This window comes from Lolliginicoccus lacisalsi, from assembly GCF_014841105.1.
In the GTDB taxonomy this organism is placed as follows: Bacteria; Actinomycetota; Actinomycetes; order Mycobacteriales; family Mycobacteriaceae; genus Lolliginicoccus; species Lolliginicoccus lacisalsi.
Genome location: NZ_JACYWE010000007.1, coordinates 200,547 through 226,314 on the forward strand (window position 1 = coordinate 200,547; position 25,768 = coordinate 226,314).

At 68.1% G+C, this 25,768-nt stretch carries 27 protein-coding genes and 4 tRNA genes; 22 read left to right on the top strand and 9 right to left on the bottom strand.

Annotation, left to right across the window (positions count from 1 at the left end):
* Positions 1 to 14: 14 nt before the first annotated feature.
* On the bottom strand, positions 15 to 1,190 hold the full coding sequence (gene menE / locus HT102_RS12660) for an o-succinylbenzoate--CoA ligase (protein WP_192039769.1): 1,176 nt from the start codon (positions 1,188 to 1,190) through the stop codon (positions 15 to 17).
* 79 nt (positions 1,191 to 1,269) lie between these two features.
* Here menE and HT102_RS12665 point away from each other — a divergent pair, with 79 nt between their 5' ends.
* A complete protein-coding gene (locus tag HT102_RS12665; protein WP_192039770.1) occupies positions 1,270 to 2,460 on the top strand; it encodes a hypothetical protein in 1,191 nt (396 codons plus the stop codon).
* Between the two features lie 150 nt (positions 2,461 to 2,610).
* Here the strand turns inward: HT102_RS12665 and HT102_RS12670 are convergent, their stop codons facing one another.
* The 4 genes from HT102_RS12670 to HT102_RS12685 form a co-directional block, all read right to left on the bottom strand.
* Positions 2,611 to 3,369 carry a hypothetical protein gene (locus tag HT102_RS12670; RefSeq protein WP_333473427.1) on the bottom strand — a complete coding sequence of 253 codons (759 nt, stop codon included), beginning with the start codon at positions 3,367 to 3,369 and terminating at the stop codon, positions 2,611 to 2,613.
* 307 nt (positions 3,370 to 3,676) lie between these two features.
* A complete protein-coding gene (locus HT102_RS12675) occupies positions 3,677 to 4,465 on the bottom strand; it encodes an LmeA family phospholipid-binding protein (RefSeq protein ID WP_192039771.1) in 789 nt (262 codons plus the stop codon).
* Positions 4,466 to 4,482: 17 nt separating this feature from the next.
* Positions 4,483 to 4,884, bottom strand: coding sequence for a VOC family protein (locus tag HT102_RS12680; protein WP_192039772.1), 402 nt, complete (start codon positions 4,882 to 4,884; stop codon positions 4,483 to 4,485).
* Positions 4,885 to 4,931: 47 nt separating this feature from the next.
* Complete coding sequence (locus HT102_RS12685) at positions 4,932 to 5,849, bottom strand: 1,4-dihydroxy-2-naphthoyl-CoA synthase (protein WP_192039773.1); 918 nt, start codon at positions 5,847 to 5,849, stop codon at positions 4,932 to 4,934.
* A gap of 58 nt (positions 5,850 to 5,907) precedes the next feature.
* Between HT102_RS12685 and HT102_RS12690 the strand changes: the two genes are divergently transcribed.
* Complete coding sequence (locus tag HT102_RS12690; protein WP_192039774.1) at positions 5,908 to 7,536, top strand: 4Fe-4S binding protein; 1,629 nt, start codon at positions 5,908 to 5,910, stop codon at positions 7,534 to 7,536.
* Between the two features lie 56 nt (positions 7,537 to 7,592).
* Positions 7,593 to 8,585 (top strand): o-succinylbenzoate synthase, encoded by a 993-nt coding sequence (locus HT102_RS12695; RefSeq protein WP_192039775.1) that lies wholly within the window; start codon positions 7,593 to 7,595, stop codon positions 8,583 to 8,585.
* A 4-nt stretch (positions 8,586 to 8,589) separates the two neighbouring features.
* Here HT102_RS12695 and HT102_RS12700 read toward each other — a convergent pair whose 3' ends face one another.
* A complete protein-coding gene (locus tag HT102_RS12700) occupies positions 8,590 to 9,201 on the bottom strand; it encodes a flavin reductase family protein (protein WP_192039776.1) in 612 nt (203 codons plus the stop codon).
* 93 nt (positions 9,202 to 9,294) lie between these two features.
* Here HT102_RS12700 and menD point away from each other — a divergent pair, with 93 nt between their 5' ends.
* The 5 genes from menD (at position 9,295) to HT102_RS12725 (ending at position 14,536) form a co-directional block, all read left to right on the top strand.
* A complete protein-coding gene (menD, locus tag HT102_RS12705) occupies positions 9,295 to 10,923 on the top strand; it encodes a 2-succinyl-5-enolpyruvyl-6-hydroxy-3-cyclohexene-1-carboxylic-acid synthase (RefSeq protein WP_192039777.1) in 1,629 nt (542 codons plus the stop codon).
* Positions 10,924 to 10,952: 29 nt separating this feature from the next.
* Positions 10,953 to 11,402, top strand: a complete 450-nt coding sequence (locus HT102_RS12710; protein WP_225443648.1) for a DUF3592 domain-containing protein — start codon at positions 10,953 to 10,955, stop codon at positions 11,400 to 11,402.
* A gap of 62 nt (positions 11,403 to 11,464) precedes the next feature.
* Positions 11,465 to 12,604 (top strand): glycosyltransferase family 4 protein, encoded by a 1,140-nt coding sequence (locus HT102_RS12715; RefSeq protein WP_192039779.1) that lies wholly within the window; start codon positions 11,465 to 11,467, stop codon positions 12,602 to 12,604.
* Between the two features lie 33 nt (positions 12,605 to 12,637).
* Complete coding sequence (locus HT102_RS12720; RefSeq protein ID WP_192039780.1) at positions 12,638 to 13,336, top strand: demethylmenaquinone methyltransferase; 699 nt, start codon at positions 12,638 to 12,640, stop codon at positions 13,334 to 13,336.
* A 105-nt stretch (positions 13,337 to 13,441) separates the two neighbouring features.
* Positions 13,442 to 14,536, top strand: coding sequence for a CaiB/BaiF CoA transferase family protein (locus HT102_RS12725; RefSeq protein WP_192039781.1), 1,095 nt, complete (start codon positions 13,442 to 13,444; stop codon positions 14,534 to 14,536).
* Positions 14,537 to 14,562: 26 nt separating this feature from the next.
* Here HT102_RS12725 and HT102_RS12730 read toward each other — a convergent pair whose 3' ends face one another.
* Entirely contained in the window at positions 14,563 to 15,363 is an 801-nt protein-coding gene (locus HT102_RS12730; RefSeq protein WP_333473429.1) for a TetR/AcrR family transcriptional regulator, read from the bottom strand.
* 137 nt (positions 15,364 to 15,500) lie between these two features.
* On the opposite strand from HT102_RS12730, the gene HT102_RS12735 reads away from it, so the two are divergent.
* Together HT102_RS12735 and htpX are read left to right on the top strand one after the other, a co-directional pair.
* Entirely contained in the window at positions 15,501 to 16,541 is a 1,041-nt protein-coding gene (locus tag HT102_RS12735; protein ID WP_192039831.1) for a polyprenyl synthetase family protein, read from the top strand.
* Between the two features lie 91 nt (positions 16,542 to 16,632).
* On the top strand, positions 16,633 to 17,499 hold the full coding sequence (htpX, locus tag HT102_RS12740) for a zinc metalloprotease HtpX (RefSeq protein ID WP_192039782.1): 867 nt from the start codon (positions 16,633 to 16,635) through the stop codon (positions 17,497 to 17,499).
* On the opposite strand, the gene HT102_RS12745 is transcribed toward htpX, so the two are convergent.
* Positions 17,490 to 17,981 carry a YajQ family cyclic di-GMP-binding protein gene (locus HT102_RS12745; protein ID WP_192039783.1) on the bottom strand — a complete coding sequence of 164 codons (492 nt, stop codon included), beginning with the start codon at positions 17,979 to 17,981 and terminating at the stop codon, positions 17,490 to 17,492. The genes htpX and HT102_RS12745 overlap by 10 nt on opposite strands.
* Positions 17,982 to 18,176: 195 nt before the next feature.
* On the opposite strand from HT102_RS12745, the gene HT102_RS12750 reads away from it, so the two are divergent.
* From HT102_RS12750 to rplA, 10 genes are all read left to right on the top strand, one after another.
* Positions 18,177 to 18,258 (top strand) — tRNA-Tyr (locus HT102_RS12750).
* Between the two features lie 259 nt (positions 18,259 to 18,517).
* Positions 18,518 to 18,590 (top strand) — tRNA-Thr (locus HT102_RS12755).
* Between the two features lie 47 nt (positions 18,591 to 18,637).
* Positions 18,638 to 18,710, top strand: a tRNA-Met gene (locus tag HT102_RS12760).
* A 211-nt stretch (positions 18,711 to 18,921) separates the two neighbouring features.
* Complete coding sequence (hadA, locus tag HT102_RS12765) at positions 18,922 to 19,395, top strand: (3R)-hydroxyacyl-ACP dehydratase subunit HadA (RefSeq protein ID WP_333473430.1); 474 nt, start codon at positions 18,922 to 18,924, stop codon at positions 19,393 to 19,395.
* Positions 19,395 to 19,844: a MaoC/PaaZ C-terminal domain-containing protein gene (locus tag HT102_RS12770; protein WP_192039784.1), complete on the top strand. Its 450-nt coding sequence runs from the start codon at positions 19,395 to 19,397 to the stop codon at positions 19,842 to 19,844. The genes hadA and HT102_RS12770 overlap by 1 nt, the downstream gene beginning before the upstream one ends.
* Positions 19,845 to 19,966: 122 nt before the next feature.
* A tRNA-Trp gene (locus HT102_RS12775) sits at positions 19,967 to 20,039 on the top strand.
* A gap of 193 nt (positions 20,040 to 20,232) precedes the next feature.
* Positions 20,233 to 20,439, top strand: a complete 207-nt coding sequence (gene secE / locus HT102_RS12780) for a preprotein translocase subunit SecE (protein ID WP_192039785.1) — start codon at positions 20,233 to 20,235, stop codon at positions 20,437 to 20,439.
* Positions 20,440 to 20,509: 70 nt separating this feature from the next.
* On the top strand, positions 20,510 to 21,253 hold the full coding sequence (gene nusG / locus HT102_RS12785; RefSeq protein ID WP_225443608.1) for a transcription termination/antitermination protein NusG: 744 nt from the start codon (positions 20,510 to 20,512) through the stop codon (positions 21,251 to 21,253).
* A gap of 113 nt (positions 21,254 to 21,366) precedes the next feature.
* On the top strand, positions 21,367 to 21,801 hold the full coding sequence (gene rplK, locus HT102_RS12790; protein WP_192039787.1) for a 50S ribosomal protein L11: 435 nt from the start codon (positions 21,367 to 21,369) through the stop codon (positions 21,799 to 21,801).
* A 155-nt stretch (positions 21,802 to 21,956) separates the two neighbouring features.
* Positions 21,957 to 22,667 carry a 50S ribosomal protein L1 gene (rplA, locus tag HT102_RS12795; RefSeq protein ID WP_192039788.1) on the top strand — a complete coding sequence of 237 codons (711 nt, stop codon included), beginning with the start codon at positions 21,957 to 21,959 and terminating at the stop codon, positions 22,665 to 22,667.
* Between the two features lie 254 nt (positions 22,668 to 22,921).
* Here rplA and HT102_RS12800 read toward each other — a convergent pair whose 3' ends face one another.
* Positions 22,922 to 23,839, bottom strand: a complete 918-nt coding sequence (locus HT102_RS12800) for an alpha/beta hydrolase (protein WP_192039789.1) — start codon at positions 23,837 to 23,839, stop codon at positions 22,922 to 22,924.
* Between the two features lie 379 nt (positions 23,840 to 24,218).
* Between HT102_RS12800 and rplJ the strand changes: the two genes are divergently transcribed.
* Together rplJ and rplL are read left to right on the top strand one after the other, a co-directional pair.
* Complete coding sequence (rplJ, locus tag HT102_RS12805; protein WP_192039790.1) at positions 24,219 to 24,755, top strand: 50S ribosomal protein L10; 537 nt, start codon at positions 24,219 to 24,221, stop codon at positions 24,753 to 24,755.
* Positions 24,756 to 24,836: 81 nt separating this feature from the next.
* Positions 24,837 to 25,223: a 50S ribosomal protein L7/L12 gene (rplL, locus tag HT102_RS12810; RefSeq protein ID WP_192039791.1), complete on the top strand. Its 387-nt coding sequence runs from the start codon at positions 24,837 to 24,839 to the stop codon at positions 25,221 to 25,223.
* Positions 25,224 to 25,768 lie beyond the last annotated feature (545 nt).

Here is a 25,768-nt window from a genome sequence, read left to right on the forward strand (position 1 = left end):
GATTTCGGCGGTTTCTATCGCGTTTGCTGCGGACTCTCACCAGCGAGCTGCTCGCGGAGCGCGCGCCGGTCGATCTTGCCCGGTCCACGGTGGGGGAGGGCTGTCACGATGTGGAGCTCGCGGGGAGCAGCGTGCGCCCCGAGCTGCCCTGCCACATGCGCGCGCACCTGCTCGAGAGTGGGCTCCGGCAGGCCCGGGCGAACGAGGACCGCCACGGCGACGCGCTGTCCGAGCTGCTCATCATCGATGCCCACCACCGCGCACTCGGCGATCGCGGGATGCGTGCCGAGGGCACGCTCGACCACTTGCGGGACCACGGTGAGGCCACCGCTGGTGATCGCCTCATCGAGGCGGCCGGTCACCGTGAGCAGGCCGCCATTGAGCTCGCCGGCGTCGTCGGTGCGAAACCAGCCAGGCTCGGCGAACGCGGGGTGGCCGGGCGCGTTGAGATAGCCGTGCGCGAGAGTGGCGCCGCCGAGGATGATCCGGCCATCGTCGATGCGGGTCTTCACGCCGTCGAGCGGGATGCTGTCGTAGACGCAGCCGCCGCAGGTCTCGCTCATCCCGTAGGTCCGCACGAGGGGCGCGCCCGCTGCCAGTGCCGCGTCCCGCACGGAATGTGGCAGCGCGGCCCCACCGACGAGAACGGCGTCGAGCCCGATGAGGGCGGCGCGGGCACGGGCGTCCTCGAGGATCTTGCGCACCTGGCCCGGCACCAGCGAGGTGTAGCAGGGCCCAGGTCCGGCCAGCATCCGTTCCGTCGCCTCGGCGAAAGCCTCGGTGGAGAACCCTCTCGTCACGTCGAGCACCTCTGGCGTGGTCCCCGCGACCAGGCTCCGCAGCAGCACCTGTAACCCCGCGACATGATGCGGCGGCAGGGCGAGCAGCCACCGGCCTGGCCCGCCGAGCCTTGCGTGCGTGCTCGCGATGCTGGCATGCAGCGCTAGGGGCGAGAGCATCGCGCCCTTCGGGATGCCCGTGGTCCCGGAGGTTGCGACAACGAAGGCGGTGTGCTGGTCCGTGGGAAGCACGTGCCCGGCCATCGCGTCCTGAATCCGCGACGCTTCCCGCTCATCATCCAGCGGAACGGGAAGCCAGGTCGCGCTCCCCGAGAGCGCCGCCGCGAGATCATCCAGTATGCCCAGCACCCCGGATCCCGCAGGAACTGGCAGCGCAACGGGAGCGGTCATGGCCATGATGCTGCCATCCCCTGCGCGTGCTGGCATTCGCCGGGGGGACAGCCGGTGCTCGCAGCGATACATTGGGTATGTGGACGAGTCAGTCGCGGCAGCCATCAGCGCGCTCGATGCTGATGACCCCGCCATCGCAGCGGACGCCGAATCCGCATGGCACGAGCTCGTCGCGCTCTCTCCTCCTGGTGGACCCATCCAGGCGAGCGTGCAGCAGTACTGCTGGGCCACCATCCGGCGCCTCGACCTCGGCATCGAGCGGGCCTGGGCACGCAGCCAGGCCCTCGCGGACCTCCTCGACCGCATCGGCCTCGCCCGCTACGCCGCCATCGCCCGCAGCGACGAGACCCGCGCCCTGCTTGCCATCGAGACCGACGAGACATGGGAAACCAACTTCCGCGCGCACATGCACGCATCCGGCGTAGCGCCGCCCGACACCCGCATCGTCTCCTGGCAGCCGATCTGCACCATCAGCGAGCTCGACATCGTCGACCGCATCGCCGCCACCCTCGAGGTCGCCACGATCACCGACGGCGTTGCCACGACCGGACGAGCCACCCTCAGCCTGCCCCACCGCGAATCGATCACCCCCTCCGTCCTCGCCACCGGCCGCGACGGGCACACTCTGCTCGATGACTTGCTCGACTGCCGCATCGACCTATGGTCCACCCTCTCGCCAACCCGCGCGGCCCTCTACGACGAGCTCGCCAGCATGATCCACGCCGCCCGGATCGTCCCCCTCCACGCCGCGCGGACCGCGTATCGCTACCTGCAGGATGTCGGGGAGGACTACACGCGCGCCGCCGAGACCGACAACGAGCGCCAGCTCCGCCTCGTCCTGCAACGCCTAGGGATCGTCCACCGCGCCCACGGACGCACCGCCCTTCGGGCACGGGCCCGAAACCTCTCCATCGACGACGTGCTCGACACCCTCGTCCACGACTGGATCGGAACCCGCTACACGCCCGAGGCCGTCATCGCCGAAGCACTCATGATCTCCCTCGCCAGCACCGCCCGCGGCGCCACCACCATGAACGCGCACTTCCTCGCCGACGCCCTGCTCACCGAGGAAGGCTGGCACGACGGCATCAGCGAAGCACCCGTTCGGGCCGCCGCCCGCGCCCTCGGCAAGCACCGCCACGAGCTCGAGGCGCTCGGCATCCTCCACCCCGGCGAAGAAAAACCCGACAGCATCGCCGTCATCTTCGCCTGCGCCGTGCTCCGCGCCCGCCTGCTCCCCGCCCGCTACCCGCGTGGGCGGGAAGGGTAGAGGCTTTGGCGACCTGGGGGCGCCCGGACCCGCCAGTGGGGCGCCCGGACCCGCCAGTGGGGCGCCCGGCCTCGCTGCGTGGGGTGCCCGGACCCGCCAGTGGAAACTTCTACCGGTTGAGGCGGGGAGAGTTTCCACTCGCCGCGGTGGCTAGAGGTTTCGGGCGGTATCGGCAGCGAAACGGGTGGATTTCACCACGCCCTTGGCGAAGACCAGGTTGCCACCGGCGCCGATCGCTGCCCCGATCCCGAAAGGAGCGACTCTACCGATGACAAGGATTCCCTGGCGTGTGCCGTAGCGGGTGACGAAGTTGTAGCCAAGCACGCGGTTGATCGAACGAATCGTTGTCAGCGGTACCGAATTGGTGAGCAGCTTTCCCAGGTGAGCGCCCGTCCGTCCCGCTGCTTTGGAAGCGAAGACCGATCCGCTTCCGCCTGCCAACACGGTGAGCACGACGGCCTTCTGGTGCTCGAGGTCGTCAAGCTCAATGCCATGCACGCGAAGCACCGCCAGGACGTGCGCCGCTGAGGCCGTCATGAACCAGCTGGTATCCCCGGCCGTCATGGCCAGCGCAGCGGCCGTGCCGACTCCTGGGACTGCCGCAGCGCCGCCGGTAGCTGCACCGCTGGCTGTTACCGCGGACATGAACGTGGTCTCCAGCTTCTTCACCAACTGATCAGCACTGGCCTCGGGGTGCTTGGCCCGCAGGCGCTCGACTCGCTTGAGCATGAGCGAATCGGCAGCAGCGATGGCCTTGTCGAGCAGTGCCAGCGACTTGCTGGCGTTCTCCTCGGCCGTATCCTCCGCGCCGACATTGTCCGTATCAGCGGGACCGGTTTGCTGCGGATCATCCATGAACATTCCCTTTCGAAGCTGGATACGGTGCATTCTCATGCCCTCGCCGATCACGTAGGCGCTTGACCGCAATGGATGGAGCCCCGCGCGACCATCCTGTTGCCATCGCTACTCGTGACGAAGATACGTGACTCCGCAAGCTTTGACCTGCCGGTGCTCGGGGATCCGTGTGGCGAGGTCGAAGGCATTCCCGCCTCGCCAAGGCGCCCCGCCCCACCAGTGGAAAATTCTCCTGGTTGAGGTGGGCAAAGTTTCCACTCGCGGGGCAGTCGGGGCCCACACGCCCGCACGCCCGCACGCCCGCACGCTCGCGCGCCCGCACGCACGCGCCCCCCGCGACCCCCAGCCCCCGCGAAGCCCCTCACCCCGTGATCTGGTCGACGAGCCGGGTGACGAGGGCGAGCATCTCGGTGAGCGAGATCATGGCGAGGCGCTCGCGGGCGCGGTCGGTGACGCCGTGGAGGATGAGCTCGCCCGGGCCGGTGTCGATGCTGGTGAGCCGGAGGCCGTGGGGCAGGTCGGGGACGGTGACGGCGAAGGGCCGGATGCGGTGCGCGATGGGCAGGCTGCGTTGCCAGAGGTGGATGCCGACGGGGTCGAGGTAGATGACGGATTCGCCGGCGGTGGCGCGGAGCTCGATGTGGCCGAGCAGGGGGTGGCGGGCCCATCGGGCGTGGATGCGGCCGCGGTCGGTGATGGCGACATCGATGTCGGGGGCGACCTGCTTGACCCAGTGGTGCACCGCCGTGCTGGTGACGGTGAGGCGGAGGTCGACGCGTCCGGCGACGAGGTAGGGGGCTGGCAGCGAGCGGAGCCTGACGTCGCGGCAGATCACTTGCACCTGGTGGAGGGTGGTGGATTGCCATCGGACATGGTTGGCGGTGACGCGGAGCTCGCTGAGCGCGCCGGTGGCGAGATCAAGCGTGCGGAGGTTGCTGCTGATCTCGACGGGGGTGAAGGAGACGTCGGTGTTGCCGGTGCGGAGGGTGAGGCGCCTGCCGACGAGCCGGTCGGTGGCGATGCGCACGATGAGCTCGAGGAGTTGCCCGGGGGTGGTGGGCACGGGTGGGCGCAGTGACTTGCCGAGCGCGAGCAGTCGCTCCATCTCTCGCTTCGGCAGCCATTCGCCGAAGAGTCGCGGACCGCTCATGGCTTAAGTATGGCGGTTCAGGTGGCGGTGCTCGCGGGGGGCCGCTGGTCGCGGCGCAGGGGATGGTCGCTGGGGATCTCGACGAGCACGATGGGCGTGCCGTCGGGGTCGGTGGTCCACATCTCGATGAGGCCCCACGGTTCGGTGCGGGCTTCGCGTGTGATCTCGGCGCCGCGCTCCTCGAGCTGCCGGGTGGTGTCGGTCAGCGACCGGACCTGGAGCCAAAGGGCACCGCCGAATGTTCCCGCACTGGCGTCGTGCCCGTGGGCGGCGATCTCGATGAGGCTTTGTCCGGCGAAGAGGACGGTGCCGCCGGGGTACTCGCGGTAGGTGGCTAGCCCCAGGACGTCCTGGTAGAACCGCAGCGTGGCGGCAGGGTCGCGGGGTCGCAGGATGATGCGGCTGCTCAGGATGTCCATGGGGCCAGCCTCCTCGTGCTCGCAGGAAATCGGGGTCAGCTAGGGCGTCAGTAGTACCAGGGGAACGGGGACCAGTCGGGCGCCCGCTTCTCGAGGAAAGCGTCGCGTCCTTCGACTGCTTCGTCGGTCATATAGCCGAGGCGGGTGGTCTCGCCGGCGAAGATCTGCTGGCCGACGAGGCCGTCGTCGACGGCGTTGAACGCGAACTTGAGCATCCGGATGGCGGTGGGGGACTTGCCGAGGATCTCGCCGGCCCATTCGAGGGCGGTGTCCTCGAGCTGGTCGTGGTCGATGACGGCGTTGACGGCGCCCATGCGGTGCATCTCGTCGGCGGTGTAGGCGCGGCCGAGGAAGAAGATCTCGCGGGCGTTCTTCTGGCCGGTCTGGCGGGCGAGGTAGGCGGATCCGTAGCCGGCGTCGAAGCTGCCGACGTCGGCGTCGGTCTGCTTGAACCGGGCGTGCTCGCGGCTAGCGAGGGTGAGGTCGCAGACGACGTGGAGGCTGTGCCCGCCGCCCGCGGCCCAACCGTTGACGAGGCAGATGACGACCTTGGGCATGAAGCGGATGAGGCGTTGCACCTCGAGGATGTGGAGGCGTCCGGCGCGGGCCTTGTCGACGGTATCGGCGGTGTCGCCGCTGGCGTACTGGTAACCGGTGCGGCCGCGGATGCGCTGGTCGCCGCCGGAGCAGAAGGCCCAGCCGCCGTCCTTGGCGCTGGGGCCGTTGCCGGTGAGCAGGACGACGCCGACGTCGCCGGACATGCGGGCATGGTCGAGGACGCGGTACAGCTCGTCGACGGTGTGCGGGCGGAACGCGTTGCGTACTTCGGGGCGGTCGAACGCGACGCGGACCACGCCCTGGCGGGCTCCATCGCGGACGTGCCGGTGGTAGGTGATGTCGGTCAGGTCGTCGAATCCGGGCACGGGTTCCCATAGCGCTTCGTTGAACGTCACGGTCCCGAGCATAGGCGGTGGGATGCATACTGGGGTGGGAGTGCCCCCGGCGACGGTGAGGACTGGTCCGATGGCTTATGTCATTACGCGATCCTGCTGCAATGATGCCTCGTGCGTGCCGGCGTGCCCGGTCGATTGCATCCATCCGGCGCTGTCGGACCCCTTGTTCGCCACCGCCGAGATGCTGTATATCGAGCCGGATGCGTGCATTGATTGCGGCGCGTGCGTGGATGAGTGCCCGGTCTCGGCGATCTTCCCGGAGGATTCGCTGCCGGTGGAGCAGGAGCCGTTCATCGACATCAATGCCGCGTACTTCGACCGGCATCCCTATGGCGCGGCGCCGACGACACCGGAGCGCCCGCCCGCGCTGCGATTCGCACAGGGGCCCTTGCGCGTCGCGATCGTCGGAACAGGGCCGGCGGGGCTGTACCTGGCCGAGCAGTTGCTCGGCCTCGGCGGGGTGGAGGTGGAGCTGTTCGATCGGTTGCCCACTCCGTTCGGCTTGATGCGCGCGGGCATCGCGCCCGATCACGCCGATACGCAGCGCATCGTGGAGTTGTTCGCGCCACTGCTGGGCAAGCCCGCGCTGGGCCTGCATCTCGCTGTGGAGGTCGGCAACCATCTGGCGCACGAGGATCTGCTCGAGCACCATCACGCCGTGGTGTACGCGGTGGGCGCGGGCTCGCCGCGGCAGCTCGGCATCGAGGGGGAGGGGTTGCCGGGCAGCGTGGCAGCCACCGACTTCGTGGCCTGGTACAACGGGCACCCCGATCACTCGGGCGACCAATTCCGGCTGGCGGGGGACACCGCGGTCGTCATTGGCACCGGGAACGTCGCTCTCGATGTCGCTCGCATCCTCGCGATCAGCCCCGGAGCGCTCGACGGCACCGATATCGCCGATCACGCGCTCGAGGCGCTGCACAGCAGCAGCATCCGCGAGGTCCTGGTACTGGGGCGCCGTGGCCTGCTGGATTCCACCTTCACGCTGCCCGAGCTGGTCGGCATGGGCAGTATCCCCGGGGCATCGGTGCTCATCGATCAGGCGGACACCGAGGTGGACGACGCGACGGGCGAGTGGCTGCGGCGAGAGGCCGAGCCGGAGGTGGCGCAGAAGCTCGCCGTGGCCCGCAAGCACGCGCAGCGGCAACCATCCCCGGGCGATCGCACCGTTCGTTTCCAGTACCACACCACGCCGCTGCGGATCCTCGGCGACGACCATGTGACTGGTATCGAGGTGCGCGAGCACCGGCCTGGTGAGGCCCCGCGCGACCGCATCATCGATGCATCACTGGTGCTGCGTGCTGTGGGGTATCAGCCCGGACCGCCACCGGGCCTGCCCGTCGAGGGCAGCACCGGATTGGCCGCGCACGAGCATGGTCGCGTGGCCGCGATGAGCGGCACCTACGTGGTGGGCTGGGCGAAGCGTGGTCCGCGCGGGCCGCTGGGATACAACCGTGCCGATGCCATCGATACCATGCGCTCGATCGTCGCGGATGCGAGCTCGGGGGTGCTCGATAGGCCGATCGGGGGGAGGGAGCAGCTTGGCCGACTGCTCGCGGATCGCCGGCCCGGAGCGATCGGGCTGGCTGGCTGGCGGGCTATCGACGATGCGGAGAAGACTGGCGGCCGGGGGACCGGGCGGTCCCGCAGCAAGATCACTACCTGGGACGCGCTGCGCGAGGCCGCCCGCGCGCGCTAATGGACGCCGCCTCCAAATACCGTCGCCTCCACGAACCGCCGCCTACAGTGGCGGGCATGGACGCACCTGCCTTGCCTGGACTCGACGAGCTTCGTGGCAGCGCGCGCGTGGTGTCGCTCCCGCTGCGGGTGCGCTTCCGCGGCATCGAGCATCGCGAGGCGCTGCTCATCGAGGGCCCGCACGGCTGGGGCGAGTTCGCCCCGTTCCCCGAGTACGCGGACGACGAGGCCGCGACCTGGTTGTCCGCAGCCATCGCCGCGGCCTGGCAGCCACCGCCGAGCGCGCTGCGCTCCGCCATCCCCGTCAACGCCACCATTCCCGCGGTGCCCGCCGCCGATGTGCCTGCGGTGCTCGCTCGGTTCCCCGGAGCCGCCACCGCCAAAGTAAAGGTCGCCGAGCGTGGCCAGGTCCTCGCTGATGACCTCGCCCGTGTCGCGGCGGTGCGCGAGCTCGTGCCCACCGTCCGCATCGACGCGAACGGAGCGTGGACGGTCGAGGAGGCCACGGCCGCGATCGAGCAGTTCGGCGGGCTCGAGTACGCCGAGCAGCCCTGCCGCACGGTCGAGGAGCTCGCGACCCTGCGTGGCCGCGTGGACGTGCCCATCGCGGCCGACGAGAGCATCCGCCGCGCCTCCGATCCGCTGCGGGTCGCCCGGCTGCGGGCCGCCGACATCGCCGTCATCAAGGTCTCGCCGCTTGGTGGCCCCGCCCGGGTCCTCGGCATCGCGGAGCAGCTAGCCGCGGCCGGGATGCGCGTGGTGGTCTCCAGTGCCATCGACACAGCCGTGGGCATCGGTACCGGTCTCGCGACCGCGGCGGCGCTGCCCGAGCTGCCTCATGCATGCGGCCTGGCCACCTCCCGCTTGCTTCTCGACGATGTCGCCGAGCCGCCCGCCTGGAACGCCGGCACCATGCGGGCCGAGCGGCCCGTCCCGGAACCTGCCGCGCTGCAGCGCCTCGCGGCCACCCCCGAGCGGCAGCAGTGGTGGCTGGAGCGCCTCGACCGGTGCCATCGCATCCTTGCCGAGCGACCGGCAGCTGCCGTGTAGCCGTCTAGCCCGCTGCTGGCGGGGCTGGCCGCGGCACCTCGCGCGTATCCATCCCCACGCCCCACTCGGTGCCCCCGAGTCGGCTCAGCGGGGCGAGCGCCTGGCTCGCTGGCAAGCCGTCCTCATCGAGGGCCCGGCTGTTCACGGTGACGAACACCACCCGGCCGAGCACGAGGTAGGAATCACCGATCTCGATGATGCGCTCGCGCACGCACTCGACGCTGACGGGCGCGTGCAGCACCCGCGGCGGGGCGACGCGCACGCTGGGCTCGAGGGCGATATCGAGCTTGTCGAACTCGCTCTCGCCTGCGCCGAACGCGGCCGCGCTGGCATTGACCTGATCAAGCATCGGCTGCGAGGCGAGGTTGACCACGAACTCGCCCGTCTCGGCGACGTTGCGGACGCTGTCCTTGTGGCCGACCGAGCAGAACTGCACGATCGGCGGCCGCGTGCTCGCGATGGTGAAGAAGCTGTAGGGCGCCAGGTTGTCCACCCCGGCCGCGGACCGGGTCGAGACCCAGGCGATGGGCCGCGGCACCACGGTGGCGGTCAGCAGCTGGTATACCCGGTCGGGATCCATCAGGACCGGGTCGAAATGTGTGCGCACGCCTGCCATCGTCGCACCATCGGCCGACCATGTCAGCCGGGGCGGGTGGCCAAGCAGTCCCGGGAGGCCGCGCGGCGCCCCGAAATCTGACACCCTGGAGGCGTGAACCCGTCCACTGCCCAGGCCAGTGCTGTCGTCGATGAGCTCGCCCGCGGCGGCGTGCGCGACGTCGTGCTGTGCCCAGGATCCCGCAACGCGCCCCTGGCCTTCGCGCTCCACGCTGCCGAGACCGCGGGCCGCATCAGGCTGCACGTCCGCATCGATGAGCGCACCGCCGGCTTCCTCGCCATCGGCCTGTCGCTGGGCTCCGGTCGACCGGTGCCGGTGGTGATGACCTCCGGTACTGCCGTGGCGAACCTCACGCCCGCGGTGTTCGAGGCCAACTACGCGCGCGTGCCGATGATCGTGCTGAGCGCGAACCGGCCCTACGAGATGCTCGGCACCGGCGCCAACCAGACCGTGGAGCAGCTGGGGATGTTCAACGAGCAGGTGCGCGCGTGCATCAGCCTGGGCATCGCCGAGGAGGACCGGGACCAGAACAGCCAGTGGCGCTCGGCGGTCTGCCGGGTGCTCGCCGCCGCGCGCGGCGATCGAACGGGCAACGCGGGACCGGTGCAGTTCGATCTGCCGCTGCGCGAGCCGCTGGTGCCGGAGATCGATGGGGGCACGGTGCCGCCCGGGCGACCTGACGGAGCGCCGTGGACCAGCACTCCGCGGGCCCACCTCGATGTGCCGCTGCCGATCGACGTGTCCCTCGACACCATCGTCGTGGCGGGGCACGGCTCGGGCGAGCATCCGGAGCTCGAGGGGCTGCCCACGGTCACCGAGCCCACGGCGCGGCATGTGCCGGGCGGGATCGCGGTGCATCCTTACGCGCTCGGGGAGTTGCATCCCCAGCAGGCCATCATCACGGGACGCCCGACCCTGCACCGCTCGGTGTCCCGGCTCCTCGCGGATCCGCGGGTCGCGGTGCACGCGCTCACGACGGGGCCGCGCTGGCCCGATGTGTCGGGCAACCTGACCGCGGCGGGCACCCGGGCGGCGCTCTCGGGCACGCCACGGCATGCTTTCCTCCAGCAATGCCTGGATCTCTCCGAGCGGGCACGCATCGCGATGCGGCGCGAGCTCGCGAACCATCCGAAGGCTACGGGCCTGCATGTGGCCGATGCGATCATCGCGGCGGCACGGCCGGGGGACCTGCTGGTGCTAGGCGCTTCCAACCCGGTGCGCGATGTCGCGCTCGCGGGCCCCGTGCCCGAGCAGGTCCGCGTGGTGTCCAATCGTGGCGTCGCCGGGATCGATGGCACCGTCTCCACCGCGATGGGGGCCGCGCTCGCGCATGGTGGCCGCGCCATCGCGCTGCTCGGCGACCTGACCTTCCTGCATGACAGCTCCGGCCTGCTGCTGGGCCCGCACGAGCCCCGGCCGGAGGATCTCACCATCGTGGTCGCCAACGACGATGGCGGCGGGATCTTCGAGCTGCTCGAGCAGGGGGACCCGGTCTACGCGGGCGCGTTCGAGCGGATCTTCGGCACCCCGCACGGGGTCAACGTCAAGGCTCTGTGCGAGGCATACAACATCCCCTACCAGCAGCCTGAGGTCGACCAACTCGCTGCAGTGCTTGCCGAGGGCGCGGCCGAGGCGGGGGGGGTGCGCATCGTGGAGGTCCGCACGGACCGGTCGGGGCTGCGGGAGCTGCATAGCGCGATCCGCGCGACCGTCGCACGCTAGCGGATACGCTGCTCTTCGTGAGATATCGGATGCTGCGGCGGGCCAGGCGGGCAGTGCTCCTCCTGGCCGGGGGGATCACTCTGCTCGCGGCGATCCTCGTGGTCGGCGCTTGGCGCAACGATATGATCATCGAGTCGGACATGGGCGTCGCCACCGCGGAGGTCCTCTCGGCGGGGGTCCGGCGCTCGGCGGTCATCTTCAGCACTCCCGACGGCGTGCTGCATAATCCCAGGCTGGGCGTGCTTTATCCGACGGACCTTGTGGTGGGCCAGCGCATCGAGGTGGAGTACGCGCGCACTGATCCTGACCTGGTCCGGGTGGCCGGGCGCGACGCCCGGGTCGCTGTCGTTCCGGCGCTGTCCATCGCGATCATCGCCTGGTTGATCGCGGCGCCGCCGCTCTGGTATATCCGGCGCGAGTTACAGCGATCTGAACAACTCGGGCACGAGGGGCGACGCGGCGCCGAGACCTTCAACTGAGGTTCTCTTGCTGGTCATGGCGCGCTTGGCTGGTCGCCGTTCACCTCGTTCACGCTTCAGCTATGCGTATTGCGATCGTGTCCGAATCCTTCCTGCCGAACGTCAACGGTGTGACCAACTCGGTGCTCCGCGTCCTCGAGCATCTCAAGCGAAACGGCCATGACGCGATCGTGATCGCGCCCGGCGCCGTGGGTGACGAGGTGCCCGTGCATGAGTACGAGGGCTTCCCGGTGCTGCATGTGCCCGCGGTGATGGTGCCGATGGTCACCTCGCTGCCCGTGGGCCTGCCGCAGCCGTGGATCACCGATGCCCTCCGAGAGTTCGACCCTGATGTGATCCACCTCGCGTCGCCCTTCCTGCTGGGCGCGGGCGGCATCGGTGCAGCTCGACGCCTCGGCGTGCCCGCGGTGGCGATCTTCCAGACCGATGTCGCGGGCTTCGCCGACAGCTACGGGCTGGGCCTGACCGCGCGGGCCGCATGGGGCTGGACGCGCCGCATCCACCGGGCGTGCGATCGGACGCTCGCCCCCTCCAGCGCCTCGGTGCGGGACCTCGAGAAGCACGGCGTTCCCCGGGTCCACCGGTGGGGCAGGGGAGTGGACATCGAGCGGTTCTCGCCGACGCGCCGCAGCGGCGAGCTGCGCGAGCAGTGGACGCCCGAGGGCAAGCTCATCGTGGGGTTCGTGGGCCGGCTCGCGCCGGAGAAGCATGTCGAGCGGCTCGCTGTCCTCAGCGGCCGCGATGACGTGCAGATCGTCATCGTCGGCGATGGGCCGGACCGGCCCAAGCTGCAGCGGATGATGCCTGATGCGGTGTTCACCGGGCAGCTCGGCGGCCTCGAGCTCGCCCAGGCCTACGCGAGCTTCGATATGTTCGTCCACACCGGCGAGCATGAGACGTTCTGCCAGGCGATCCAGGAGGCACTGGCCAGCGGCATCCCGGTCATCGGTCCGGATGCTGGCGGACCGAAGGACCTCATCGCGCACGCCCGCACGGGCTTCCTGCTGCCGGTGCCGAGCTTCGAGGAGGTGCTGCCCGGAGCGGTGGAGACGTTCCTCGACGCGCGGGCGCGCTCCCAGTTCGGCCGGGCGGCGCGCCGCTCGGTGCTGCAGCGGACCTGGCCAGCGATCTGCGACGAGCTGCTCGGGCACTACGCGGAGGTCGCGGGCATCGCGGCGGCGGAGCTCCCGGCTACCGCATGACATCGTGTTCGTCGAACGGGTAGGTTCGTCTAGGTGACGAACGTGCAGAGCTCCCGCGCCACCCTCGATAAGGATCCCCACGAGGTCGCTTCGATGTTCGATGGGGTTGCCAGGCGCTACGACATCACCAACACGGTGTTGTCGTTCGGGCAGGACAGCCTGTGGCGCAGGGCCACGCGGCGGGCCCTGGACCTGGCGCCGGGCGAGTCCGTGCTGGATCTCGCCGCGGGCACGGGGGGGTCGACGGTGGAGCTCTCGCGCTCGGGCGCGTGGGTCGTGGCGACCGACTTCTCGAGGGGCATGCTGCAGGCGGGGGCGGGGCGGCGCGTGCCGATGGTCGCTGGTGATGCCCTGCGCCTGCCGTTCCGCGACGAGGTTTTCGACGCGGTGACGATCTCGTTCGGCCTGCGCAATGTCGCGGACGTGGATCAGGCGCTCGCGGAGCTGCGCCGGGTGACGCGGCCGGGTGGCCGGATGGTGGTGTGCGAGTTCTCGGCGCCGGTGGTGCCGGTGCTGCGGACGGCTTACATGGAGTATCTGATGAAGGCGTTGCCCGCGGTGGCGCGCTCGGTGAGCTCGAACCCGGATGCCTATGTCTACCTAGCTGAGTCGATCCGGGCCTGGCCGGACCAGAAGGCGCTCGGCGAGCGGATCGCGGGCGCGGGCTGGCGGGATGTGCAATGGCGCAATCTCAGCGGTGGCATCGTGGCGCTGCACCGCGCGGTTCGCTAGTCCGGCTTCCCTGGCGAGCCGATGCTTCACCTGGACAGATAGATGTGACATTCTGTCCCAGTAATGTTGGGCTGGCGCGCCGCGCCGGGACAGGAGGCAACAGTCATGCCAGGACCACTCCACGGGATACGCATCATCGAGATGGCCGGGCTCGCCCCCGGACCCTTTGGCTGCATGATCCTCGCCGACCTCGGCGCTGACGTGCTCCGCATCGAGCGCGCGGGCGGCGGTGGCGGCCTCGTTCCGCCGCAAGGCCCCCTCGACCGCGGCAAGAAGACCCTCTCCCTCGACCTCAAGAGCGAGGCAGGCAAGAACACGCTCCTCGAGCTCTGCGACGCAGCCGATGTGTTCGTCGAGGGCTACCGTCCCGGAGTCGCCGAGCGGCTCGGCATCGGCCCGGACGACCTCCATGCGCGCAACCCTCGCCTCATCTACGGACGCATCACCGGCTGGGGCCAGGACGGCCCGCTCGCGCCCCGCGCCGGGCATGACATCAACTACGCGGCCGTTTCCGGCGCGCTCGACCTCCTCGGCCGGGCGGGCGAGAAGCCCACCCCGCCAGTGAACCTCCTCGCCGACTTCGCCGGCGGCGGCATGCTCCTCGCGCTTGGCGTTCTCGCCGCGCTGCACGAGCGCAACACCTCGGGGCAAGGCCAGGTCATCGACGCCGCGATGGTCGACGGGTCCGCCCTGATGACCACCTTCCTCCACGGGATGCGGGCCAACGGCCTCTGGAACGGCCCGCGCGGAACCAATCTCCTCGACACCGGCGCGCCCTGCTACGACACCTACGCCACCGCGGACGGCAAGCACATGGCCGTCGGGGCGCTCGAGCCCCAGTTCCCCGCCGAGCTCATCGCCCGGCTCGGCATCGACGACGAGGACCTTCCCTTCCACCTCGACCCCACCGGCTGGCCGCAATGGCGCGAGACCCTCGCGAAGGCGTTCCTCCAGCGCACCCAGGACGAATGGACCGGGATCTTCGCCGATAGCGACGCCTGCGTCTCGCCCGTCGTTGACGCGTGGGAAGCGCATCATCACCCGCACAACGCCGCGCGCGGCACCTATGTCGACATCGGCGGGGTCACCCAGCCCGCCCCGGCACCCCGGTTCAGCCGGACGTCGCTGGAGACCCCTGAGGCGCCGAGCGACGACCTCCCCGAGGGCTACCTCGCGAGCTGGGGGATCAGCGGCGACTAGGCGCTGCCGCGGCGGCCCGCCGGCCCCTAGTTCCCCAGCAGGGGCCGGATATCGCCGGTGATCTGGCCGAGCGGCGCCTGGCGATCGAGCGTCACGCCGAGATCGCGCAGCGCGCCACTGATCACATCGAGCGCGGCACTGCTGAGCACATCAGCGAGCTCATTGGTCGGCAACCTGCCCTCGCCGTGATGCAACCATGGGTTGACCGCGCCATCCACGAGCCCCACGAGCCCGAACGAGACGGCCTCGGCCCGGTCCCCGGGGAGGTGCAGCGTGGCCAGGCCCGCCGCGATGACGTCGGTGACATACAGTCCGAACGCGGTCTTCACGCCATCCAGAGATTGCGCGGCACGAGCGGGACGCTTCGGGCCCGAGGAGAGGAACTGGTGCAGGTTGGGGTGCGCCGCGATCCATTCCACGTACGTGTGGATAGCGCGGTTGACGGCGAACTCCACCGAGCCCTCGGGCACGAGGGCGGGCGCTAGGGTCTCCATCATCGAGGAGACGATGTGCGCGCGCACCTGGTCGTCGAGGTCGGTGCGCTCCCGGAAGAGCCGGTACACCACCGAGCGGGGGAGCCGGGCGTACTCCGCGATCTGCTGCACCCCTACATCGGGGCCCTCGGAGTCGACCGCGCGCATCGCGGAATCCAGCACGATCTTGCGCCGGGCCGCCTTGTGGTCCTCCCAGCGCACGCTGCGCCCGTCCACCGGCTGCTCGGCTGCTTCCTGGTCGGCCGCTTCGTTGGCCGGATCGCTCGCGGGCGACGAAGCGGAGGAACCAGGCGCGGCGGAACCAGGGGCGGGGGAATCACTTGCTGGGGACACGTGTCCAGCTTACTTGGGGCGGCGGACCGCGTTCCGCGAGACATGTCTCAATCGGCCCGTTCCATCAGGTGCATCGCGCGCGCGTTCGCTACGGTGTCCACATGGTGGATGACATCCACGGCAACCAGAGCGACAGAATGGGCACGCGAACCGTGAATAGTGACCACGCAGCATCACACGACGATCAGGTCGTCGCGGGGATCGACCTTGGTGACGCCCAGGTAGCTGGGATCGTGCGCATCGGCCTGGAGTCCGTGGAGAAGCTGCTCATCGATGAGCTGTCGGATGGCGAGGCGTTCCTCACCGAGACTGCCCTCTATCTGGCGCGTGCCGGGGGCAAGCGGTTCCGTCCGCTGTTCACCATTCTCTGCGGGCAGCTCGGGCCCGAGCCGGACGAGCGTGCCATCATCACGGCGGCCACCGTTGTCGAGATGGTGCACCTTGCCACCCTCTATCACGACGACGTCATGGACGAGGCGAAGATGCGGCGCGGCGCGGTGAGCGCCAACGCGCGCTGGAGCAACAGCATCGCCATCCTTGCCGGGGATTACCTCTTCGCGCATTCGTCCCGGTTGCTCTCCACGCTCGGTCCGGACGCGGTCCGCGTCATCGCGGAGACGTTCGCCGAGCTCGTCACCGGGCAGATGCGCGAGACGGTGGGCGCGCCCCCCGCCCAGGACAAGGTCCAGCACTACCTCAAGGTGATCCGGGAGAAGACGGCGTCGCTGCTGGCCGCGAGCGGGAAGTTCGGCGGCACCTTCTCGGGAGGCTCGCCCGAGCAGATCGATCGCCTCGAGCGGGTCGGGGACGCGGTGGGCATGGCATTCCAGATCTGCGATGACATCATCGACATCTCCTCCGTCTCGGCGAAGTCCGGCAAGACCCCGGGAACAGACCTGCGCGAGGGCGTTCTCACGCTGCCGATGCTGTACGCGCTCGAGCAGCAGGGCAGCGAGGGCGACCGGCTGCGCGAGCTGCTCGCCGGGCCCATCACCGACGACGGATTGGTGGAGGAGGCGCTTGGCCTCCTGCGTGCTTCCGAGGGCATGACCCGGGCTCGGGACGATCTCGCTAGCTATGCCGATATCGCGCGCGCCGAGCTCGCGGAGTTCCCCAGCTCGGGCGCCCGCACGGCGTTGCTGCAGCTCATCGACTACACCGCGAGCCGCGTGGGCTAGATCACCCACAGCCCGGGCTGCCCAGGGGAACCCAGGGCGGGTGCTTGTTCGTTCTCAGGGTGTCAGTACCGCTCTCGTGAAGGAATGAGTCATGACCGGTCACGCGAATGGACTCAAGACCGCCATGCTGCTAGGCGGCATGTCCGCGCTCATCATCTTCGTGGGTTCACTCTTCGGCAACGCCACCATCCTCTGGATCGCGGTGCTCGTAGCACTGGGAATGAACGGCTTCGCCTACTTCAACAGTGACAAGCTCGCCCTGCGTGCCATGCGCGCGCGGCCAGTCAGCGAGTTCGAGCAGCCCGCCATGCACCGCATCGTCCGGGAGCTCGCTACCCTCGCGCAGCAACCCATGCCGCGCCTCTACATCAGCCCCACCATGGCCCCCAACGCGTTCGCTACGGGACGCAATCCGCGCACCGCCGCGGTGTGCTGCACCGAGGGGATACTCCACCTGCTCGACGAGCGCGAGCTCCGAGCGGTCCTCGGCCACGAGCTCGCGCACGTCTACAACCGCGACATCCTGATCTCGTCGGTAGCCGGGGCCATGGCCAGCATCATTTCCGGGCTGGCCAATTTCGCGATCTTCGCCTCGATCTTCGGCGGGGGCGATGATGACGACGCGAACCCGCTGGCCCTGCTGCTCATCGCCCTGCTGGGCCCGATCGCGGCAGGGGTCATCCAGATGGCCGTCTCGCGGTCCCGGGAGTTCCAGGCCGACGAATCCGGTGCTCGCCTCACCGGCGATCCGCTGGCCCTGGCCTCGGCGCTGCGCAAGATCGAGCGCGGCGTCGCTGCGGCGCCGCTGCCCCCGGAGCCACGACTGGCATCGGAGTCGCACTTGATGATCGCGAGCCCGTTCCGGGCGGGGGAGCGCTTCGTGGGGATCTTCGCCTCCCATCCGCCGATGGCCGAGCGCATCGCCCGGCTCGAGCGCATGGCCTGGGATCAGCGATAGTTCACGAACTGCAGGGCCACCTCGAAGTCTGAGTCCTTCAGCAGTGCGATGACTGCTTGGAGGTCGTCGCGCTTCTTGCTGGAAACACGCAGCTCCTCGCCCTGGACCTGGACCTTCACGCCCTTGGGGCCCTCATCGCGGATCTTCTTCGAGATCTTCTTCGCATGCTCCTGGGCAATGCCCTCGACCAGCGATCCGGTGATCTTGAAGCCCTTGCCCGAGGCCACCGGATCACCAGGCTTGAACGCCTTCATCGAGATGTTGCGACGCACGAGCTTCTCGCGGAAGACCTCGAGGATGGCCTTGACCCGCTCCTCGCTGCTCGCGGAGAGCACGATGGCTTCCTCGCCCGACCATGCGATCGACGCGTCGGTGCCGCGGAAGTCATAGCGGTTCGCGATCTCCTTGGCGGCCTGGTTCAGCGCGTTGTCCACTTCCTGGCGGTCCAGCTTGCTCACGATGTCGAACGATGAATCAGCCATGTTCTCCTCAAACCCTCTCGAACCCGCGGATGTGCGCCCCCACCATAAGCCAGCCGGGCGGGGAGCGCGGCAAACCACGGGGCGGAGCCCAGGGTTGGGCCGCGTCGGCAGGCCCGATTTGCATCAGGCATACCCTTTCGTTGTATTGTGCCTTCACACGGTGCGCCCACGCAGGCGTGGAAGCGTTGTGTGAACGGCAGGTTGCCCGAGCGGCCAAAGGGAGCGGACTGTAAATCCGTCGGCATTGCCTACGAAGGTTCGAATCCTTCACCTGCCACAGCCTAGGACCCAGGAACATGCATTGTTCCTGGGTCCTTCTGCTTGCCCCGGCCTGCCTCAGGCGCTCGGGGCAAGGCGGGCCAGCAGTGCCGCGCGCCTTGGCGAACAGCAGGATCCGTCGCCGAGCAGGCACAGCCTCACCCCGGTGAGCAGCGAGTTTGTGCGCAGGGTAATAATCTGTGTAACCTCTTGGAGGCTTCAACGCGAGGGGCTAGTGGTCCTTACAGGACGGCAGGCCTGATCGCGCCGGAGCTTGTGCCCCCTTAGCTCAGTCGGCAGAGCGTTTCCATGGTAAGGAAAAGGTCAACGGTTCGATTCCGTTAGGGGGCTCACTCAACAGTGGGTTTCCCGGTCTATCATTACCGCGGTCCGGGCAAGGCGGTGTAGCTCAGTCGGTAGAGCAAGCGGCTCATAATCGCTGTGTCGCCGGTTCAAGTCCGGCCACCGCTACTGCACAAGGCATGACAATGGAGGGGCAGGCCGCCGAGGCCTGCCCCTCCATTGTTGATCGTGGACCTCCGCTAGTAGTGCCGCCATCGGCATCCGGATACCATCACATTTCACGGACAGGCCGCGCCCATCCGCGAACAATGGGCGCCAACGCGGATAAGGTGCATGCACGCATGTTTTTTTCCGTGATGCGGCGTCCGTCAACGAGGTGGTGAGCAGAGTGGCCTTCACGGCAGACAGTGTCGGCGCGAAGTACCGCATGGCCAATTTCTATGAGGTGGGCCGGGAGAAGATCCGCGAGTTCGCGGCCGCGGTGCAGGACGATCATCCCGCGCACTTCTCCGAGGATGCCGCGCGTGAGCTCGGGTACGACGCGCTCGTCGCTCCCGTGACATTCGCCTCGGTGCTGGGCGTCATCACCACCCTCGAGATGTTCGAGCACTTCGGGTGGTCGTCGGACCTGCGCAACATCATGCAGACCGATCAGCGGTTCGTCTTCCACCGCCCCATCGTCGCGGGGGACCGGCTCCGGGGCGAGACGTGCATCGATTCCTTCCGGCACATGGCGGGCAACGATGTGATCGTCACGGCGAACCACTTGCTCGACGACAAGGACGAGATCGTGCAAACGACCTACACGACACTGATCCGCCGGGAAGACCTCGTGGCGGGAGGCGAGCAGTGATGAGCGCGCTGGGAGATGCTCGGCCGACGATCGCGACGGTCAGCGCGGGCACGGAGCTGCCGCCGCTGGAGTACCAGGTGACCCGATCGGACCTCGTGCGCTATGCCGGGGTCTCGGGTGATCTCAACCCGATCCACTGGAGCGACGCGACAGCGAGCTCGGTCGGGCTGCGCAGCGTCGTGGCGCACGGCATGCTCTCGATGGGCATCGGCGGCACCTACCTCACCTCGTGGCTCGGTGACCCCACGGCCGTGCTCGAGTACGCGGTGCGCTTCACCAGCCCGGTGTTCGTGCCTGATGATGGCGTGGGCGGAGCGATCGAGTTCTCCGGCAAGGTCAAGTCGGTGGACGAGGCAGACGGGACGGCGATCATCACGCTGGTGGCGAAGTCGGAGGGGCGCCGCATCTTTGGTCGTGCTGTCGCCACGGTGCGGCTCGCCGCGGAGTAGCACCCCGGTGATTGTGACGGATCGCTGATCGTCAAGTACACTCAGGAACCTGTGGCTAGAGCGTGGCGCGCCGCCCTATGGTGGCGCGTTGTTCTTGGTCATCCAGAGGTGGACAACACCGAAGGGGCGTAGCTCAACTGGCAGAGCAGCGGTCTCCAAAACCGCAGGTTGCAGGTTCAAGTCCTGTCGCCCCTGCTGCGACGGTCAGCGACGGAAGGATTCACGGGTGAGTGAGCAGCCAGGTCGACGGGCCGACGGGGAAGACAATGATCCCCGCTCTGCTGGTTCGACCGAATCCGGTGGGGCCCCGCGCCCAGTCGGCAAGCGAGCAGCTCGATCGCAGGGGTCCAGCCCGAGCAATACTGTTGAGCCCGCCGGATCGCAGCCGGTGACCGGTACGCGCGAGAACCCGTTCCAGCTCATCGCGCGGTTCGTTCGCGAGGTGATCTCGGAGCTCCGCAAGGTCATCTGGCCCAACCGGAAGCAGATGGTCACCTACACGATCGTGGTGTTCATCTTCCTCTTCTTCATGGTCGGGCTGATCTTCGGCCTGGATCAGGTCTTCTCCCGCGGGGTCCTCTGGCTGTACGGGTAGCCTGGAGCCGTGACCGGATCCCGGCGAGATGTGAGGATCCGATGCCGCCCGGCCCGGAAGCGGACAGAGTTTGCGTGACTTTAGAGAGGAAGCGAGTAGCCCAGTGAGCGCCCCGGAGAACGACGCAGTGAACCTCCCAGGCGAGGACGATGCGGTGACCGACCAGGTCGCCACCGTTGTCGACGAGCCGGAGCAGGATCCTGTTGCAGAGCTCAAGGCGAAGCTTCGCCGCGCCGAGGGCGAATGGTACGTCGTGCATTCCTATGCGGGCTACGAGAACAAGGTGAAGACCAATCTCGAGACCCGCGTGCAGAACCTCGATGCCGGTGACTTCATCTTCCAGATCGAGGTGCCCACCGAAGAGGTCACCGAGATCAAGAACGGGCAGAAGAAGCAGGTCAACCGCAAGATCCTGCCCGGTTACATCTTGGTCCGCATGATCCTCAACGACGAAGCATGGGGCGTTGTGCGCAACACCCCCGGCGTGACTGGCTTTGTCGGTGCCACGCCGTCGAGGCCTTCCCCGATCACCATCGACGAGGTAGTGAAGTTCCTGCTGCCCCCGCAGGCGCGCAAGAAGCCCGCGAGCGCGGGATCCCACGCAGCGGACGACACAGGATTCGCGCCCAAGCCCACGATCGAGGTCGATTTCGAGGTTGGGGAGTCGGTCACCGTCATGGACGGGCCGTTCGCGACCCTGCCCGCCAGTATTTCCGAAGTCAATGTCGAGCAGCAGAAGCTCAAGGTGCTCGTCTCCATCTTCGGGCGCGAGACCCCGGTTGAACTCGGGTTCAACCAGGTCTCGAAGATCTAGCTTCACGGCCATGGTGATCGGCGCAGTAGCAGACCAGGTCCACCCGGGCTTGCGCTACTGCGCCGTAGTGGCGTGAGAATCAGGAAAACACCGAACAGTTCAGGGAAGTCGAGATGCCCCCCAAGAAGAAGAAAAAGCTCACTGGAGTAATCAAGCTCCAGATCCAGGCTGGCCAAGCCAACCCGGCCCCGCCGATCGGCCCTGCCCTGGGTCAGCACGGCGTGAACATCATGGAGTTCTGCAAGGCGTACAACGCGGCCACGGAGTCGCAGCGCGGCAACGTGATCCCCGTCGAGATCTCCGTGTATGAAGATCGTTCCTTCGACTTCAAGCTCAAGACGCCGCCCGCCGCGAAGCTCCTGCTCAAGGCTGCCGGAGTCCAGAAGGGCTCGCCGACCCCGCACAAGGACAAGGTCGCCAAGGTCACCTGGGACCAGGTCCGCGAGATCGCGAAGACGAAGCAGGAAGATCTCAACGCCATCGATATCGACCAGGCCGCGAAGATCATCGCCGGAACCGCCCGATCGATGGGCATCACCGTCGAGTGATCCCCGCGGCGATGCCGTGCCCGGCGCGATCATTCCCGGGCAACGCTGTCGCTGCACCTGCACGAACACAGACATGATCAAGACTGTGGAAGGACCAGGCGCTGGTCCGCACCACGACTGACCTAGCCGAGATCACTCGGCACGATTGGACAGACATGCCAAAGCGCAGCAAGGCGTATCTCGCCGCGAGCGAGAAGATCGACAATACGAAGCTGTACACGCCCGTGGAGGCCATCCAGCTCGCCCGCGAGACCGGCTCGAAGAACTTCGATTCCACCGTTGAGGTCGCTATCCGCCTCGGTGTGGATCCCCGCAAGGCGGACCAGATGGTGCGCGGCACCGTCAGCCTGCCCCACGGCACGGGCAAGACCGTCCGCGTCATCGTCTTCGCCGCTGGCGAGAAGGCGAACGAGGCCGAGGCAGCCGGAGCCGACGCAGTGGGCGCCGAAGACCTCATCGAGCGCATCCAGGGTGGGTGGCTCGACTTCGACGCCGCCATCGCCACCCCGGACCAGATGGCCAAGGTCGGGCGCATCGCCCGTATCCTCGGTCCCCGCGGGCTCATGCCGAACCCGAAGACCGGCACGGTCACCATGGATGTCGCGAAGGCCGTCACCGACATCAAGGGCGGCAAGATCAGCTTCCGCGTGGACAAGCAGTCCAACCTGCACTTCATCGTGGGCAAGGCTTCCTTCGACGACCGCAAGCTGGTCGAGAACTATGCTGCCGCGCTCGACGAGGTCCTGCGCGCGAAGCCGTCCGCGGCCAAGGGCCGCTACATGAAGAAGGTCACGGTCTCGACGACCACCGGACCGGGCATCCCGGTGGATCCCTCCAAGACCCGGAACCTTCTCGGCGAAGACTGAGCTGTTCGCATCACGGTGCCCCGCTAGCCCCCGGCTGGCGGGGCACCGCCCGTTGGTGGCGGGGGCTGGCGGTTCCGCGCGGGATGGCGGTGGCGCGGGCTGGCGGCTCCTCGACCGCAAAAGCACCGGAAACCGCCAAACGCGATAGAAATCGCACGGGTTCTCGGGCGGCTTCTATCGCGTTTGCGGCCTCGGGCCCTGGAGCCCGGCCTCGGGCCCTGGAACCCGGCCGGCCTCGGGCCCTGGAGCCCGCCCTAGCTGGCTCGGGCGGTCGAGGCGAGGATCTCCCCGGCTATGCGCGGGACCAGGGCCGGCGGGAGGTCATGTCCCATCCCGTCGATCATCGTCAGCCGGGCGCCGGGGATGGCCCGGGCAACCGCCCGCCCTGATCGGGGCCGGACGAGGGGATCGGCGGAGCCGTGGATCACGGTCGTCGGTGCGGTGACGGCGCGGGCATAGTCGCGCAGCGAGCCCGTGCCGAGCACTGCCGCGAACTGCCGGACCATTCCGGCCGGGTAGTGGCTCCGTTGCACCTGCTCGAGCGCGAGCGCGCGGAGCTCCTCCTCGGACCGGGGGTAACCGGGGCCGGAGAGCGCGCGGAAGGTGCGCACCGATCGTTCGACGAGTTGCTCGGTCGTGGGGTTCTTCGGTGGGGGAGCGAGGAGCGCCCGCAGCGCCGTGGGTGTCGGTGGTGGCAGGAAGGGCTCATTGGTCGACGAGAAGATGATGGTGGCCGAATGGATCCGTTCGGGGTGCCGGGCAGCGAGCACCTGGGTGATCATTCCGCCCATGGAGGCCCCGACGACGTGCGCGCGGTCGATTCCGAGCGAATCAAGTAGCCACCGCGTGTCCTCGGCCATGTCCACGAGCGTGTAGGGAACGTCGCTCGGCCTTCCGAGCTGGCTGCGCAGGAGCCGTCCGAGGAAGGCACCCTCGACGCGCGTGCCGTCGAGCTTGGTGGAGAGCCCGATATCGCGGTTGTCGAACCGGATTACCCGGAAGCCCTTGGTGGCGAGGGTGGTGCAGAGCTGGTGGGGCCACAGGGTCAGCTGCGCGCCGAAACCCATGATCAGCAGGATCGGCGTCCCGTCGGCGGGCCCATGCTCCTCGAACGCTAGGTGCAGGTCTCCGGCTTCAGCGAAGCCGGATCTCGTGGGGACGTCGGTCGTCATGGTGCCGATCCTAGCGCGGCCAGTGCGGTGATTTGGTGCCGAGGGGCGCACCGAGTACAGTATGTCCCGGACTTATGTCCGATCGATTTTCCCTTGGGTTGGTCGATCCCATCCCATATACGTTCACCGAAGACCGTTGGTCACAAGCTTCTGCCTTCTCCCTCGGGGGGTCGGCGGCAAGCGGTTGAAGGTCCGGGTTTATCCGGCGGCCCACGCAGGAGGACGAGACTTGGGGAGATGGTGTGCTGTTCGTGCCTGTATCGAAGGCACGAGGTGCTCCCTCCCGTTGTTCTCTGCCGCTTGCGTCGGCTGTTGCCCGCTCCTTCTCCCATGTGCCCGGCCAATGGTTTCGGGCGAGTGAGGAGAGAGGAGGCGAAGCATGGCAAATGCAGAGAAGGTCACAGCGGTCGCAGAGATCGCTGAGCAGTTCAAGGGCTCTACCGCGGCAGTGGTCACTGAGTACCGTGGCCTATCGGTTGCCAGCCTGACCGCACTGCGCCGGTCGCTCGGCGCGGGTACCTCGTACTCCGTCGCCAAGAACACCCTCGTCAAGATCGCTGCGCGCGATGCTGGTGTCGAGGGTCTCGATGATTTGTTCTCCGGTCCTACCGCCGTCGCGTTCATCACCGGTGAGCCGGTTGATGCCGCGAAGGCGCTCAAGGAGTTTGCCAAGGAGCACAAGTCCCTCGTCATCAAGGGCGGCTACATGGAGGGCCGCCCGCTCTCGGTGGAGGAAGTCAACAGGATCGCCGACCTCGAGTCGCGCGAAGTCCTGCTGGCGAAGCTCGCCGGGGCGATGAAGGGCAACACGGCGAAGGCTGCGGGTCTGTTCAACGCGCCTGCATCGCAGGTGGCGCGGTTGGCAGCAGCGCTGCAGGAAAAAAAGGCCGCCGAAGGCGCATCCGCGGAGGCCTGAGGTCATCCCGCGTCCGGCATTCATACCAGCCCCGAACTGCAGGAACGGTTGGGGCGACCACATTAGGAAGGAACGTCAATCATGGCGAAGCTCACCACTGACGAGTTGATCGAATCGTTCAAGGAGATGACCCTTCTCGAGCTCTCCGAGTTCGTCAAGGTCTTCGAGGAGACCTTCGAGGTCACCGCTGCTGCTCCCGTGGCTGTTGCCGCGGGCGGTGCCGCTCCCGCGGCCGCCGAGGCTGTCGAGGAGAAGGACGAGTTCGACGTCGTTCTCGAGGCTGCTGGCGACAAGAAGATCGGCGTCATCAAGGTCGTTCGCGAGATCATCCCGAGCCTCGGCCTGAAGGAGGCCAAGGAGCTCGTCGAGGCCGCTCCCAAGGCCATCCTCGAGGCTGTCGCCAAGGACCAGGCGGACGCTGCCAAGGAGAAGCTGGAAGCAGCCGGTGCCAAGGTCTCCCTCAAGTGATCTGACGCTAGCTGATCGGGAACCTGCCCCTGGGGGCTCGGATCCCGCGCGCGGGGCCATCCATTCGTGGATGGCCCCGTTTTGCGTTTCGCGGTCGGCTCCAGGGCCCCGCCGCTGGTGGCCGGGGTGTCGGGTAACCGCGTACGAAACTGTGTCCGCGATACGGGAAGCCGCGTACGATTTGGTGTCCGTTTTGAGGCAATGCCGGGGCCACTGGATTGCTGGCCGGAGTGACAATGTCGCGCCGCTCCAGGCTTCCGCAGCAGCGTTCAGAACCGTGCGTTTGCGCTGTAATACCGTGTACTGCAACGTTTTTCGCATTTCGCTCCGCGGCTCATCGGCTTCCCGCTAAGTCGTCGGATAGGGCTGTCATGTCCCCATTTCGGAGGGCGCCCGCATCGTCGTATCTGCGGCAGTTTATTGTTCATGGGGTGCGTGCCACCGGGGTGCGTTAAAGTGGCGCGACCCATACCGGGTAGTGGTGTGGCTGAGCTGGGAGGTTCTGTGGGAGTCGAGGTCGCGGTCGAGGGTCTGACTAAGTCATT

Coding starts and splice junctions, on each gene's coding strand:
- HT102_RS12695 (WP_192039775.1), top strand. CDS start 7,593: ATGGACGCACCTGCCTTGCCTGGACTCGACGAGCTTCGTGGCAGCGCG.
- menE (WP_192039769.1), bottom strand. CDS start 1,190: ATGACCGCTCCCGTTGCGCTGCCAGTTCCTGCGGGATCCGGGGTGCTG.
- htpX (WP_192039782.1), top strand. CDS start 16,633: ATGACCGGTCACGCGAATGGACTCAAGACCGCCATGCTGCTAGGCGGC.
- HT102_RS12690 (WP_192039774.1), top strand. CDS start 5,908: ATGGCTTATGTCATTACGCGATCCTGCTGCAATGATGCCTCGTGCGTG.
- rplL (WP_192039791.1), top strand. CDS start 24,837: ATGGCGAAGCTCACCACTGACGAGTTGATCGAATCGTTCAAGGAGATG.
- HT102_RS12710 (WP_225443648.1), top strand. CDS start 10,953: ATGCTGCGGCGGGCCAGGCGGGCAGTGCTCCTCCTGGCCGGGGGGATC.
- HT102_RS12745 (WP_192039783.1), bottom strand. CDS start 17,981: ATGGCTGATTCATCGTTCGACATCGTGAGCAAGCTGGACCGCCAGGAA.
- rplK (WP_192039787.1), top strand. CDS start 21,367: ATGCCCCCCAAGAAGAAGAAAAAGCTCACTGGAGTAATCAAGCTCCAG.
- HT102_RS12675 (WP_192039771.1), bottom strand. CDS start 4,465: ATGAGCGGTCCGCGACTCTTCGGCGAATGGCTGCCGAAGCGAGAGATG.
- HT102_RS12735 (WP_192039831.1), top strand. CDS start 15,501: ATGGGCACGCGAACCGTGAATAGTGACCACGCAGCATCACACGACGAT.
- HT102_RS12715 (WP_192039779.1), top strand. CDS start 11,465: ATGCGTATTGCGATCGTGTCCGAATCCTTCCTGCCGAACGTCAACGGT.
- HT102_RS12800 (WP_192039789.1), bottom strand. CDS start 23,839: ATGACGACCGACGTCCCCACGAGATCCGGCTTCGCTGAAGCCGGAGAC.
- HT102_RS12700 (WP_192039776.1), bottom strand. CDS start 9,201: ATGGCAGGCGTGCGCACACATTTCGACCCGGTCCTGATGGATCCCGAC.
- HT102_RS12680 (WP_192039772.1), bottom strand. CDS start 4,884: ATGGACATCCTGAGCAGCCGCATCATCCTGCGACCCCGCGACCCTGCC.
- rplJ (WP_192039790.1), top strand. CDS start 24,219: ATGGCAAATGCAGAGAAGGTCACAGCGGTCGCAGAGATCGCTGAGCAG.
- HT102_RS12725 (WP_192039781.1), top strand. CDS start 13,442: ATGCCAGGACCACTCCACGGGATACGCATCATCGAGATGGCCGGGCTC.
- HT102_RS12770 (WP_192039784.1), top strand. CDS start 19,395: ATGAGCGCGCTGGGAGATGCTCGGCCGACGATCGCGACGGTCAGCGCG.
- HT102_RS12685 (WP_192039773.1), bottom strand. CDS start 5,849: ATGCTCGGGACCGTGACGTTCAACGAAGCGCTATGGGAACCCGTGCCC.
- rplA (WP_192039788.1), top strand. CDS start 21,957: ATGCCAAAGCGCAGCAAGGCGTATCTCGCCGCGAGCGAGAAGATCGAC.